The organism is Amycolatopsis sp. lyj-346 (assembly GCF_046548975.1).
In the GTDB taxonomy this organism is placed as follows: Bacteria; Actinomycetota; Actinomycetes; order Mycobacteriales; family Pseudonocardiaceae; genus Amycolatopsis.
This window is the reverse complement of the sequence record NZ_JAJPWT010000006.1, coordinates 112875-125495: the sequence shown is the minus strand read 5'-3', so window position 1 is coordinate 125495 and position 12621 is coordinate 112875. Positions and strand designations below refer to the sequence as shown.

Here is a 12621-nt window from a genome sequence, read left to right as displayed (position 1 = left end):
CGTCATGATCGACGAGTTCGCGAAGAACTACCTGCACGGAGACTTGCGCGAAGTCCGCGAAGAGCTGGTCGGGAAACTCGACGGGCTCGGCGAGTACGACGCCCGCCGTCCCCTGACCGCGACCGGCACCAACCTGCTCGGTCTCGTCAAGCACCTGACCTTGAGCGAAGCCCGGTACTTCGGCGACATCTTCGGCCGGCCGTTCCCCGAGCCGATGCCCCGGTGGGACGACCTCGGGGCACGCGGCACGGACATGTGGGCGACCGAACACGAGACGCGCGCCGAAATCATCGACCGGTACCGGCGGGTGTGGGCACACTCCGACGCCACGATCACCGCGCTCGCCGTCGACACCCCGGGCCACGTGCCCTGGTGGCCCCGCCCGGACGTACTGCTGTTCAACGTCCTGGTGCACGTGCTCACCGAGACCAGCCGCCACGCCGGGCACGCCGACGTCCTGCGTGAACAGCTCGACGGCTCGCTCGCCACCGACGGACACCGCGACGCGGAGTTCTGGGCGGCCCGGCACGCGGAGGTCGAGCGGGCCGCCCGCGCCGCCGCCGGCCACTGACGTCCACTATGGACACTGCCGCCGCAGACGTCAGCCCGGCAGGGACGTCGCTGAGCCCCACCGCCCGGACCTTCCCGGCGCGCACGAGGTCGCCGAACGCCGCCACCACCTCTTCGGCCGGGGTGAAGCCGTCCCAGATGTGCAGCCAGTACAGGTCGACGTGGTCGACGCGCAGCCGCCGCAGCGACGCCTCCAGCGAGGCGATCGTGTTCTTGCGCCCGTTGCTGCACCGGCGCGGGTCGGAGCGCGGCGCACCGCCGCTGAAGCCGGGCCCGGAGTCCTTCGTGGCGAGCACGACGTCGTCGCGGCCGACGTCGCGGAGGAATTCGCCGACCAGCTCCTGGAGCGCGGTCCGGGGCAAACCCGCACCGGGTGTTCGAGGGCATCATCGGAGGAACAACCAGGCACACTCCCGGCTCTCGCCGGACGGCCGTCCGGGGTGCGCTAACCTGCCGCTCATGGGATCCGGCCGAGCGGGCCGGCGCGTCGAGGAGTCGATTTCGTGCAACCGAACCTGGGGCCAGGCGAAGACTTCCAGCTCCTGCTCGAACGGCAGGTCCGGGAGATGCAGTCGAAGGCCGCGGCGCTGAACGAGGCACTTTCTTCGGCCGGGGCGACGGTCCGCACCCGCGACGGCTCGGTGACCGTGACGCTCGCCCCGAACGGCGCGCTCACGAACCTCGAGCTCGGGCACCGGGCGTGCGAACTGGGCCCGGCGCGGCTGACCGCGGCGATCATGGGGGCGGTGCGCGACGCGCAGCGGCAGACCGCCCGCGCCGTCGCGGATTCCTTCGCCACCATCAACGGCGACGGCGAGTCGACCGAAATGGTCCGGTCCTTCCTGCCGCCGGACCCGCCGCCGGACGGGGACTTCGCCGCCCCGGACAGCGCCGAGCCCACCCCACCGCCTCCGCCGCCTGCTCCGCCGTCCGCGCCGCGGCGCCGTCCCGCGGCCGCCGAACGTCCCGACGACGAATCGAACCCCTGGTGACCGGCGGCGGCTTCCGCGTCTCTTCGGAGCCGCTGGTGAACTTCGGCAAGCACCTGGACGAGCTGCAGAAGAACCTGCAGAGCACCGCGGACCTGGTCGGCGGCATGGTGTGCGACCCGGGCATGTTCGGGATCAACCCGGCGTGCCAGCTGATGGCCGCCGGCGCGAGCACCTGGACCGACAAGGCGCACCACCAGTTCGGCGAGTACGCCAAGACCGTCGGCGAGCTCGCCGACAAGGTCGCCGAGGCGGCGAAGCGCTACCAGTCGGGCGAGGAAGACGCCGTGAACTCGATCGTGAGGTTCGAATAGTGGGCGACGACTACCAGAGCAAGGACGTCAGCCTCCACGGTTCGGAACTGTTCAACGACGACAACCGGTCGGCCGGAGCGGGCTTCTTCGAGGCGGCGACCGGTCTGGACAAGGCCGTCAAGGAGAACGACCAGGTCGCCATCGGCATCGGCTCGGCGGGCATGGCGCTGGAGACCATCGGTCTCGTGCTGGACCCGATCGGCAGCCTGCTGACGGCCGGGATCGGCTGGCTCATCGAGCACATCACGATCCTGCGGTGGCCGCTGGACATCCTGATGGGCGACCCGATCGGCATCGCGGCGGCCAGCGAAGCGCTGACGGCGGAGAAGAAGAAGCTGGAGCAGTGGTCGGCCGACCACCAGCAGGCGCTCGACACGCTGCTGAAGGAGTGGAGCGGGCAGGCCGCGGACCAGTTCAAGAAGGACATGGACGCGGTCACCGAGCAGCTGGCCTCCCTCGGCGGCTACCTCGACCAGGCCGGCAAGAACATGAAGATCGCCGGCGGTATCGTCGGCGCGTTCCGCGGCATCCTCCGCGACCTGATCGCGATGCTGCTGGCGACGATCATCAAGGGCGCCCTGATCGCAGCGGCACTGGCCCCGGTGAGTTTCGGGGCGTCGATCGCCATCTTCATCGGCACGACGATCGGCATGGTGGCGACGGCACTGGGCAAGATCGGCGCCAAGCTGGCCCAGCTGGCCAAGAAGCTGGGCGACCTGCTGCAGGCGCTGACGAAGATGGGCAAAGCGGGCGACGACCTGGCGGCGGCCAAGCCCCCGGCGAGCAGCCTGACCCCGACGCCCACGCCGAAGCCGGACACCACGCCGGCGCCGGCGCCGAAGCCGGAACCCAAGCCCGACACCACCCCCTCCTCGGCGACCCCGGACCCCAAGCCCGAGCCCAAACCGGACACCACGCCCGAGCCCAAGCCCGAGCCGAAACCGGAACCGGCACCCTCGGCCACCCCGGACCCCAAACCCGACACCACGCCCGAGCCCAAGCCCGAGCCGAAACCGGAACCGGCACCCTCGTCCTCCTCGGCCACCCCGGAACCGAAACCCGAACCCAAACCCAAACCGGACACCACGCCCGAGCCGAAACCGGAACCCAAGCCCGACACGACCCCTTCCTCGGCAACTCCGGAGCCCAAGCCCGAGCCCAAACCGGACACCACACCGGAACCCAAGCCCGACACCACACCCGAGCCGAAGCCGGACACCACGCAGTCCACTCCGGACCCGGCCCCCAAGCCGCACAAGCCGTTCACCGACCAGATGACCGACGCCATCAAGACCAAACTGTCCCAAATGGACGGTGTAACGCCCGAGATCATGCAGAAGTTCGACAAGATCAGCAACTTCTCCGTGCACGAGCTCGGCAAGCTGTTCGGCAAGGAAGGCGCGGAAAAGTTCGAGTCGGCCGTCAAGGTCATGACCGACCCGTGGTTCGGCAAGTCGGGTCTGGCCGGCAAGACCGTCGTCGACATGATCAAGGGCGTGCCCGCCAGCGTCGGCAACGTCACCGGCGGAGACGACGACTCCTAGCCCTGCAAAAGAACTAGCCGAGCGGCTCCACGCCGGTCAGCGCCACGCTTTCGGCCCACAGCCGCGCGGCGGCCGCGTCGTCGGTCAGGTTGGCCCACCGGCGCTCGAGCCGCGGGCGGCCGCGCAGGCCGAACACGCGCGGGCCCCACAGCTGACCGCCCTCGACGTCCGGGCCGAGGATCACGCGCACCGCGGGCCGTGCCCCGGCGTCCTTGCCGTGCAACACCACCCGGGCCGGGAGCCCGCGCAGCCACGCGCCGGCCGTGCGGGTGTGCACCGGCGGCCGTGACGGCGTCAGCGAGTCGAGCGCGCCACCGGGGTGGGCGAGGACGCTGACCCGCCGTGAGCCCGCCGCCCGCAGCCGCCGGTCGAGTTCGAGCGCGAACAGCATCTGGGCCAGCTTGGACCGCTCGTAGGCACGTTTCGGCCGGTAGTCGCGCTCGCTCTGCAGGTCGGCGAAGTCGAGGCTGGCCGACTTCGCCGCGAAGCTGCCCGTGGTGACGATCCGCGCGGCCGGCGTCAGCACCGGCAGCAGCCGCGCGACCAGCACGAAGTGGCCGAGGTGGTTGGTGCCGAACATCAGCTCGTGCCCGTCCGGCGTTTCCCGCCGCGGCGGCGCGTCGAGCGCGACACCGGCGTTGCACAGGACGGCGTCCAGCTCCCCCACGTCCGGGTCGAGCGAGCCGAGGTCGGCCAGGTCCAGCCGCACGTGCCCCACCTTCGCCCCGGCGATCCGCGAGCGAATCGACTGGATGGCGGCCTGCGCCTTGACCGGGTCGCGGCTGCCGATCACGACCTCCGCGCCCCGCGCGGCCAGCTGCTCGGCGGCGAAGTACCCGATTCCCGCGTTGCCCCCGGTCACCAGTACCCGCACCGCCGCCCTCCCCGCGTGCCAAACTGTCCGCCGTGGACAACGCTACCGACGAACGGGCTCGGGCGGGTTACCGGCGGTCGGCCGGGTCACCCCGCGGGGAGGCCCGGCGCCGGGAGCTGCTGGCGAAGATCACCGACGACGTTGCCGAGAACGGGCTCGTCGACTTCTCGCTGCGACGCGCCGCGCGCGCGGCCGGGACGACGCACAAGGTGCTGCTCTACCACTTCGAAGGCACCGAGGACCTGCTGCGGCAGGTGGTCTTCGCGCTGCGCGAACGGCGGATCGGCAACGCGCTGGCGGCTGTCGCGACGGAGTCGCCGACGCTCACGGGCGTCGTCCGGGCGGCCTGGGCCAGCCTCCGCGACGAGGAAACGCAGCTGCGCCGCGTCCTCGACCAGGCGATGGGCCTGGCGATGTACGACCCGGGCCGGTACGCCGCGCTCGGCCGGGGCGCGTCCCAGCAGTACCTGCCGACGCTGGTGTCGTTCTGCCCGCCGCACTGGCCGGAGCAGCGCAAGCTCGAGGTCGCCGAAATGATCCTTGCCACGCTGCGCGGTTTTCTCGTGGACCTGCTGACCAGCCCGGACGGCGACGGCGCGGAGGCCGGGGTCGCGGCGTTGCTGCGGGCGGTCGAGCGGGAGGAAGCGGCGCCCTGATCCTCGACAGTTTGCGAACCACGTGGTTCACTTCTGTTCGGGGACTTCACCGGGGAGGCATGAATGCAGATCGAGCTGTCCGCGGGCACTGTCGAGTACACCGACACGGGCGGGGAAGGTCCTGCCGTCGTCTTCGTCCACGGCCTCCTGATGGACGGTTCGCTCTGGGACGGCCCGGTAGCCGGCCTGGACGGCCGTCGCTGCGTCGTCCCGACCCTGCCGCTGGGCGCGCACCGGCACCCGATGCGGGACGACGCCGATCTGTCGCTGCCCGGCCTCGCCCGGCTGCTCGCGGAGTTCCTCGAGCGGCTCGATCTGCGGGACGTCACCCTGGTCGGCGTCGACACCGGGGGCGCGCTGGTGCAGCTGCTCATGGCGGACGGCGCGCCGCGGATCGGCCGCGTGGTGCTCGCGTCGTGCGACGCGTTCGACAACTTCCCGCCCGGCCTCACGGGCAAAGCGCTGTTCCTGACCGGGAAACTCCCACCGCGCCTGTTCGGGGCGTTCATGCAGCAGCTGCGGCTGCGAGCGATGCGCCGGCTCCCGTTCACGTTCGGCTGGCTGACGAAGCGCGGGGACGCGGCCACCGCCCGCTGGCTCCGGCCGCTGCTGAGCCAGGCCGGCATCCGCCGCGACACGATTCACGTCCTGCGGGCGGCCGCCGCCGCACCGGGCATCCTGCTGGAAGCGGCCGAGCGGCTGCCGGCCTTCGACCGGCCGGCACTGGTCATCTGGGCCACCGAGGACCGCGTGATGCCCCTCGATCACGGCCGGCGGCTGGCTGCCCTGCTGCCCAAGGGAAAGCTTGCCGAGGTGGCCGACAGCTACACGCTGCTGCCACTCGACCAGCCGGCGGAGTTCGCCCGGCTGGTCCGGGAGTTCACAGCCGGCTGAGGCCGTGGAGGATGCGCTTCATCAGGTCCATGTTCGGCCGGTTGCCGTTGCCCCGCTTCGCGGTGTGCACGGCAACGAGACCGCGGTCGGCGAGGTCGGAGAGCAGAACCCGCGCTACCCCGAGCGGCAGCCGCCGCCGAGCAGCCACCTCGGCCACCGACTGCGAAGTAGTGCACAGCACGCAAATTTCCGACTCTTCCGCCGTACTCCCCCGCGTCATGGCCCGCCCGCGCGCAGTGGTCGAGACGAGCGTCTCGACGGGAAGATCCCGCGTCGGTCGCGTCCGGCCATGGGTCCGGAAGTACGGGCGGACGAGTCCCGCAGCCCCTCCGTCGTCGAGCGCGGTCCCCCAGTGCACAGCCAGCTCCTCACGGCGATTAATCCTTGTAGGCGATTATTCCACACCGTGATCGACTCTCCCGCAATCGACCGAACAGGCTAACGGAAGGTAAACTGCAGGTCAGTGCGACACCGTTGAACGACACCACCCTGAGGGAGGAAGGTCATCCCCCCGGATTATCAGAGTCTGACAACTCCACCGGCTTCGAACCCGCCGGACACGGGCCAGCCGCCGACGCCACCAGCCGACGGTGAACTCGTACCGGACCTCGGCGACGCCCGCGCGGAGGCAGGTCAGAGCCGGATGGGCTTCTTGTTCCTGAACTATCCAGGCGGTCAGTGGGCCTGGGGACGTTCTTGGGCACACCGCCTCTGACCTGCTCTCTTGCGCCTGTTGGGTCCGGTCGCGTCCGGGCCTGTCTGGACGTCTGACGGCCTGTAGACGGCCTGGCTTTCTGCCGCCGCTGTGTCTGTCTGGCCTGGTGGCAGCCCTCCCCCGTCTTCCTCGTCCCCGCTGCTGTTACCTGACTTGGCTCAAATTAGTGCGCACCGCGGTCGTGGATGCGGGTGAGGGCATCGCGGAGGTCGTCGGGTAGCGGGTCGACGGCGGTGAGGGTGTGCTCGCCGGCCTGGATGTTGATGGCGCGGTAGCGGCGGGTGGTGCGCACGAACTTCTTGATCGACCAGCCGGTGGTCTGCTCGATCCACCTGCTGACGGCCAGGGCGGCGAACACGACCGTCAGGTGCGCGTCGATCGACTCGCGCTTGTGGTGGTAGATCGGCCGCGCACGTAGGTCGTGTTTAGACATTCGGAACGACTTCTCGATGTGGAACAGTCGGTGGTAGGCGTCGATCACGAACTCGGCGGTGACGTCCGGGAGGTTGGTGACGTAGCCTTTGAGGCCGGCAAGGGCGCGTGCCTTGGCTTCCAGGGTCCGGTTGACACTCTTGGTGGCGCCGGTGAGCTGGATGAACCGGTTGCGTTTGACCGCGGTCTTGCCGGCGACGGCCTGCTCGGCCTTGGCGACCTGTTCGTCGATGCCGTGCAGGGTGCGCCGAGCCCGGTCCGCCCGGTACTGGTAGTAGATGATCTGGTCGCGGCGCTGGTCCTTGGGGCCGGCAGGCCAGGGCTGGGTGAAGATGTGCCCGTCGGGGATCTGCTCATCCGGGTGCTCGTGGCGCCACGCCTGGACCACGTACGGCACGTCGGGTATCCGCGCGCCGAGGATGAACGACAACCCCGCGGCCTCGATGGCCTGCTGGTTGGCCGCAGAGATCATGCCCGCGTCGGCCACGACCGTGACATCAGCCAGCTGGTGGGCATCCATGAACGCACGGATGGTCGGCAGCATCGTAGTGGTCTCGCCCCGGTTGCCCTCGGCGTTCTTTGGAGAACCCGGGCTCACGGACCCCGTCCCCGGCATCGGTCTCGAAGTACAATGTGGACACATCGTAGAGAACCAGTGACGCCGGCCCCAGATCAGCGGTGCGGGCGCACGCCGCGGCCAACTTCTGCCGCCAGATCCGTGCCAGCACCAGTAATCGGAACACCTCGTCACCACCAGCGGCCTCCTCGAACCCCAACAGCTGGTAGGCGTGGCCGAGCGCGTCCCACAGGTACCCCATCCGCGACGACGTGATCGCAAGCGGCCCACCACCAGCACCACTGCCGGCCTGCAACGCCGCGAAGTCCGGGCCAAAGTCGAGCTCGGGCTGCCCCACAGCCAGACGCTGCCTCGCCACCGCCTTGAGCGCCTCCAACGCCGCATCGTCATGCGCCGAGCCGATGTGCTCGATGTCCCGCGACCCGCGACGCGAGGAGTGCACGATCTGCACCGCCCTGGCCCCCGACGCCGTCTTCACCGTGCGCACATACGCCACGAGAGACAGCCTAGAACCGGCCGCTTAGTGCGCAGATTTTCGCCGTTCACACGACGAAACCGCAGCTCAACAGCCAGCACCCTACCCAAGATCAGCGATCTTGAGCCAAAGTCAGGTAAGGTGACGGAATGGTCATGCGGGTGGCGGTTCCCGTGCTGCCGTGCCGAGATGTGCAGGCAGCGCGGTCGTACTTCACGGACGCGCTCGGATTCGACACCATATTCACCTGGGAGACCCCACCTAGCTACGCGGCCGTGATCCGCGACACCGCCGAGTTCCACCTGTACGCCGAAAGCAGTGTCGGCCCGGCCAGGGTGACGGTTGTCGTCGACGACGTCGATTCCTGCCACGACGAGCTGCGCGCCCGCGGCGCCGACATCGTCGAGCCACCGGCTGACCGGCCCTACGGGATGCGCGACTTCAACGTACGGACACCCGATGGGCACTTGTTGATCTTTAGCCAGCCGCTTACCGAGTACGGGTGACCATCAGCGGACCAGCCGGAAGAATGACCGGACCTCGTCGACGAACAACGCCGGCTGCTCGAACGCCGCGAAGTGGCCGCCCTTGCCGGGCTCGTTCCAGTACCGGATGTTCGGGAACCGGCGCTCCGCCCACCGCCGAGACGGGCGCTGCAGCTCCTTGGGGAAGACCGAACAGCCGGTGGGTACGGTCACCGGCGCGCCGGCCGACCCGGAGATCCATTCGTTGACCTGCCGGAGGCTTTCCCAGTACAGCCGGGCGGATGAGGCACCGGTGCCGGGCAACCAGTAGAGCATCAGGTTGTCGAGCAGCTCATCCCGGGTAATAACCCGATGCAGGTCGCCACCGGAGTCGGTCCACGACCAGAACTTCTCGACGATCCAGGCGCAGAGGGCGGCCGGCGAGTCGACCAGCCCGTAGCCGACCGTCTGCGGCCGGGTCGACTGCTGCGCCGAGTATCCGGAGCCCATTCGTCCGCCTCCCGCAGTGTCGCGAGCGCCGCCCGCTCGGCACCGGTGAGGTCGTCCAACGTGGCCGGATCGGGCGGTGCGAGCGGCGGCATGAGATGGATGCCGGCGACCCGATCGGGTTGCCGTTGACCGATGCTCGTGGCGATGCTGGTGCCCCAGTCGCTGCCCTGGGCGCCGAACCGCCGGTAGCCGAGCCGGGCCATCAGCTCGCACCACGCGTCGGATATCCGCTCGATCCCCCACCCCGGCGCGGCCGGCTTGTCGCTGAAGCCGTAACCGGGAAGCGATGGGCAGACCCCTAGAACCGGCCGCTTAGTGCGCAGATTTTCGCCGTTCAATCGACTCGGCGACGTCTGTGGGCGTATGGGGACGAGTGGATCAACCAGCTCGCGGCGGCGCGCGTACGCGGCCGACCCTCCGGCGGGCCGCCCGGCGACCGGCGGCCGAAGCGGAGCGGCAGGCCGTCCGTGTCGCATGAGGGCAGGCCCGCCGCACGGGTGGTGACGTGCGCGCCGCCGACGGCGGCGCGCCTTGATCCCATAGAGCCAAATTCGGCAAACACCCATCGAAGGTCTAGATATGCCACTAGAACTGGATTCTCAACACTGGGGCGATTTCTGGTTAGCAGATGCCCCTGAACGTCGCCTCCCAGGAGTATTGGACCTCTCGACAGGAAGACCCACGGTCACGATCCGCGGGCAACTCACGCCCTGGGTTCCCGCAAGGGAAGAATCTTTTACTATTCACGGCGAACTAACCGTCGGAGGACTACGCAAGGTTACAATACTGGATGCTTTCACTAAATCGCGCCGGACAAACGGTATTCATCACCCGCACTCCACTGATGGGATGCTTAATGGAACACATGAAATTAGTGGAGCGTGGACAATCAGAGGTTGCCATGTGAGTCCGGGCGACGTAATCGAGTATGCGTCAATTCAATTCACACACTTAGATAGATGGGTTGACGATGACGGATTAACGGATTTGACCAACCACAGCGAAGAGCCATTGATACTTGAGTATCGTCAACCCGCCTCGAAGTCTGTCGATATCCTAGAGGGGCGCGGCACAGTCAAGACCGAATTCCAATCTCCAATTCTGCCACTAGTAGGCAGGGAGATACATATGAAGCATCGAGCATGGTTAAGCTTCACTGACCTCAAGGTAGATTCACTTAGCATCCTACTTGAGTCCATCATACTTCCAACACTGTCCCTTATGACAATAATGGTTGGCAGAAAGTGTGAATTAACAGAGCTTGATGTTTCCTTCAAACCCCACGGGAAGCGATCCAGTGTTCACCATCCCACCATCAAGCCAGATGCAGAGCAGCCTGAGATCGATCCAGGCTTTGAATTTCTACTCCTGTCAGACATAGGAATCGAAAGCGTGGCGAATTGGATTGCAAAGGCGGCAGATTTCGCACCAATTCCAAACATTATCTACTCAACATTCGGGACGAATGACGATCAGGCCATCGAAAGTTTAGTTCTTCAGCTTGCAGCTTGCGCCGAAGGATTCGACCGGAGGAAATACGGCGACAAAAAGGTCATCCCCCGGAGTCGAGTCAGGCGAGCCCGGAGCATTGCCGTCAAGTCCATCGAAGACGAGCTTGGCAACGAGATTGCCAATAGGGCCAGAGAGGCGCTCGGGCAATTCGATCGGAGCACCTTTCCGGAAAGACTCAATAGACTTATCAGACTAACAGAAGGAGCCCTACCAGGAATCACAGGGCGAGAAGCCGAGTGGATTCAACGTGTTAAAAACGCAAGGAACGGCTACGCTCACATGCTCGACGGAGTCGGCGAGGAATGGGAAGTGAGCTACGCGTTGTTCCACTCGCTAAGATGGATGCAAATGGACTATAAGCAACTTAGACAAATCAGTAGTCGCTTGGCACCAACGATATATCCGTAGCCGCCCACAACCTGAATCACGTGAAGAATGGAGGGTCACCAACATTCATCGCGTGAGATAACCTCAGCTGAATGGATGGATGGATTCGCAGACTCGCCAGGTCTTCCAGGGAAACCCACAGCACTTCTTTGCTTTCATCACTAACAGCTTCAGTGCCACCTAAGTAGCGAGCTCGAAAGCAGATGGAGAACTCCTGGCGAACTTCCCCGTCGTCGTATGCGATAACGTGTTTGGGATCTGAATACAAGCCGATTACCCCAGTAACCTCACACTCGATACCTGTTTCTTCGCGGACCTCCCGGATCGCCGCTTGAGATAGAGTCTCACCTAGTTCCAGCTGACCCCCCGGGATGGAGTACAGGTCGTTGTCCGTGCGCCTGATCATTAGAACGCGGTCATCGCCATCCTGTATGAATGCCGACACCGCCACAGCGATGCTGTTTGCCTTAGGGGCGTTAGGGTCGTTGTAGTAGTCGACTCGGGTCATGCTGCCTCCTAGAAGGTGGCGGGCTTGGCGAGGTTCCAGACTGATTCGAAGCTCTCCGAGTACGTCTCGAAGAGGTCCCCGGCGGAAAGCCGCCTGAGATGGAGTGACGGGGCATGTGCCCCCTGGAACCCATACACGTGCGTATTGATGATCATCTCGTCGTCGAACCGGAAGATCGAGTTGTAGAGCGTCGTGTTGTGGAATCGCATCTCGATGCCTTCCACACCGATCAACGGTCGGTAGAACGCAAGGGCGTTGCGGATACGCGCCGGAAGCGTCCCGTCTCCGAGCTGCTCCTCCTCGCCGCGTAGCGCGACGCTGTCCCCCTCCGGGTCACCGAACGCCAGTCGGATCTTCGCGCCGGCCGCAGCCTTGGCCATCAGGTCCTTGATGAAGCGCGGCCGCTCGACCAGGAACAGCGCGGCGTGCACCAGTACCTCAACGGTCTCCGACGCCTCCTTGATCAGCCGGTCCCACAGCTCGACCGGGATGGCGTTGCGGTGAGGAAACACCCGCACGACCTCGGCGGCCGCCGTCTCGGCCTTGCGCTCCGGTGCGACCGAGTCCGGCCACAGGTACGTCTCTGACTCGCGCGCCATCGCCGCGAGCTTGTGCCGATGCTTCGGGTACGGCAGGCGCCCCTTGGTGATCCAGCGTTCAACGGTCTTCTGGTCGACGCCGACGGCCTTGGCGACCTGTTCCAAGGTCAGGCCGTTGCGCAGCAGCGCGTCACGCAGGCGTTCGTTCGGCATCAGCACCCCTTGGGACTTTTAGGGACGTCTTCGACCGTACCAGGGACGTCCCGAGATGTCCCGCCACGTGGTGATCATGTCCCGCCTTTGCCGGAGATTGGAGGGCAGATTGCCGGGGTCCGCCCGGCGGCGAAGAGAGGAAGGCAGGCATGACGACTCGAAGCGTGTCGCGTGGCGGGGGAACACGGGCACTCGACCGGCTTGCGGCGTAGGCGCGACCGGCATGCGTGACACGGTCCAGATCCACGTCACGGCAGACCTCCCCATCCGGGTCCGGGCGCTCACATACGCGAACCGGGCAGAGATCCGGTTCGGCAAGGCGTTCCCGGTGGTCCTGCTCGTGGATTCGGACGCCATTGCGGTGCTGAGCAAGGAACTCGAAGAGGTGCGAGCCGCACTGAACTCGACGGCACGAGTCGACGACCAGACGCCGGAAGTCACTGACTGA

Annotated in this window: 14 protein-coding genes and 3 pseudogenes; 9 read left to right on the top strand and 8 right to left on the bottom strand. The window is 66.7% G+C overall.

All coding sequences use genetic code 11. The features are described from left to right. The first annotated feature begins 4 nt into the window (after positions 1–4). Positions 5–571 (top strand): DinB family protein, encoded by a 567-nt coding sequence (locus ACLJQE_RS20675; RefSeq protein WP_410640928.1) that lies wholly within the window; start codon positions 5–7, stop codon positions 569–571. A 31-nt stretch (positions 572–602) separates the two neighbouring features. On the opposite strand, the pseudogene ACLJQE_RS20670 reads toward ACLJQE_RS20675, so the two are convergent. Continuing rightward, a pseudogene (locus ACLJQE_RS20670) lies at positions 603–932 on the bottom strand (aldo/keto reductase); the annotation flags it as partial. Between the two features lie 141 nt (positions 933–1073). Between ACLJQE_RS20670 and ACLJQE_RS20665 the strand changes: the two are divergent. From ACLJQE_RS20665 to ACLJQE_RS20655, 3 genes are read left to right on the top strand one after another with little or no spacing between them, the layout of a single operon-like run. Then, positions 1074–1562, top strand: a complete 489-nt coding sequence (locus ACLJQE_RS20665; RefSeq protein ID WP_410640927.1) for a YbaB/EbfC family nucleoid-associated protein — start codon at positions 1074–1076, stop codon at positions 1560–1562. Continuing rightward, complete coding sequence (locus ACLJQE_RS20660) at positions 1559–1873, top strand: hypothetical protein (RefSeq protein ID WP_410640926.1); 315 nt, start codon at positions 1559–1561, stop codon at positions 1871–1873. The genes ACLJQE_RS20665 and ACLJQE_RS20660 overlap by 4 nt, the downstream gene beginning before the upstream one ends. Next, on the top strand, positions 1873–3417 hold the full coding sequence (locus ACLJQE_RS20655) for a WXG100 family type VII secretion target (RefSeq protein ID WP_410640925.1): 1545 nt from the start codon (positions 1873–1875) through the stop codon (positions 3415–3417). Before ACLJQE_RS20660 ends, ACLJQE_RS20655 begins: the two co-directional genes overlap by 1 nt. A 13-nt stretch (positions 3418–3430) precedes the next feature. On the opposite strand, the gene ACLJQE_RS20650 is transcribed toward ACLJQE_RS20655, so the two are convergent. Next, positions 3431–4291 (bottom strand): SDR family NAD(P)-dependent oxidoreductase, encoded by an 861-nt coding sequence (locus ACLJQE_RS20650; protein WP_410640924.1) that lies wholly within the window; start codon positions 4289–4291, stop codon positions 3431–3433. 32 nt (positions 4292–4323) lie between these two features. On the opposite strand from ACLJQE_RS20650, the gene ACLJQE_RS20645 reads away from it, so the two are divergent. Together ACLJQE_RS20645 and ACLJQE_RS20640 are read left to right on the top strand one after the other, a co-directional pair. After that, positions 4324–4947 carry a TetR/AcrR family transcriptional regulator gene (locus ACLJQE_RS20645; RefSeq protein WP_410640923.1) on the top strand — a complete coding sequence of 208 codons (624 nt, stop codon included), beginning with the start codon at positions 4324–4326 and terminating at the stop codon, positions 4945–4947. 63 nt (positions 4948–5010) lie between these two features. Then, entirely contained in the window at positions 5011–5841 is an 831-nt protein-coding gene (locus tag ACLJQE_RS20640; RefSeq protein WP_410640922.1) for an alpha/beta fold hydrolase, read from the top strand. Here the strand turns inward: ACLJQE_RS20640 and ACLJQE_RS20635 are convergent. Both ACLJQE_RS20635 and ACLJQE_RS20630 read right to left on the bottom strand, forming a co-directional pair. Next, positions 5828–6199, bottom strand: a complete 372-nt coding sequence (locus ACLJQE_RS20635) for a DUF742 domain-containing protein (protein ID WP_410640921.1) — start codon at positions 6197–6199, stop codon at positions 5828–5830. The two genes, ACLJQE_RS20640 and ACLJQE_RS20635, sit on opposite strands and share 14 nt — an antisense overlap. 520 nt (positions 6200–6719) lie before the next feature. After that, a pseudogene (locus ACLJQE_RS20630) lies at positions 6720–8016 on the bottom strand (transposase). 173 nt (positions 8017–8189) lie between these two features. Between ACLJQE_RS20630 and ACLJQE_RS20625 the strand changes: the two are divergent. Beyond that, positions 8190–8546, top strand: a complete 357-nt coding sequence (locus ACLJQE_RS20625; RefSeq protein ID WP_284742606.1) for a VOC family protein — start codon at positions 8190–8192, stop codon at positions 8544–8546. 3 nt (positions 8547–8549) lie between these two features. Here the strand turns inward: ACLJQE_RS20625 and ACLJQE_RS20620 are convergent, their stop codons facing one another. Both ACLJQE_RS20620 and ACLJQE_RS20615 read right to left on the bottom strand, forming a co-directional pair. Then, positions 8550–9014 carry an alpha/beta fold hydrolase gene (locus tag ACLJQE_RS20620; RefSeq protein ID WP_410641157.1) on the bottom strand — a complete coding sequence of 155 codons (465 nt, stop codon included), beginning with the start codon at positions 9012–9014 and terminating at the stop codon, positions 8550–8552. A 101-nt stretch (positions 9015–9115) separates the two neighbouring features. Next, positions 9116–9490, bottom strand: a pseudogene (locus tag ACLJQE_RS20615) (alpha/beta fold hydrolase); the annotation flags it as partial. A 103-nt stretch (positions 9491–9593) separates the two neighbouring features. Here ACLJQE_RS20615 and ACLJQE_RS20610 point away from each other — a divergent pair. Beyond that, complete coding sequence (locus ACLJQE_RS20610; protein ID WP_410640920.1) at positions 9594–10934, top strand: HEPN domain-containing protein; 1341 nt, start codon at positions 9594–9596, stop codon at positions 10932–10934. A gap of 16 nt (positions 10935–10950) precedes the next feature. On the opposite strand, the gene ACLJQE_RS20605 is transcribed toward ACLJQE_RS20610, so the two are convergent. Together ACLJQE_RS20605 and ACLJQE_RS20600 are read right to left on the bottom strand one after the other, a co-directional pair. Further along, positions 10951–11421 carry an NUDIX hydrolase gene (locus tag ACLJQE_RS20605; RefSeq protein ID WP_410640919.1) on the bottom strand — a complete coding sequence of 157 codons (471 nt, stop codon included), beginning with the start codon at positions 11419–11421 and terminating at the stop codon, positions 10951–10953. An 8-nt stretch (positions 11422–11429) separates the two neighbouring features. Further along, entirely contained in the window at positions 11430–12173 is a 744-nt protein-coding gene (locus ACLJQE_RS20600; RefSeq protein ID WP_410640918.1) for a helix-turn-helix domain-containing protein, read from the bottom strand. 223 nt (positions 12174–12396) lie between these two features. Between ACLJQE_RS20600 and ACLJQE_RS20595 the strand changes: the two genes are divergently transcribed. Continuing rightward, a complete protein-coding gene (locus ACLJQE_RS20595; protein ID WP_325151751.1) occupies positions 12397–12621 on the top strand; it encodes a hypothetical protein in 225 nt (74 codons plus the stop codon).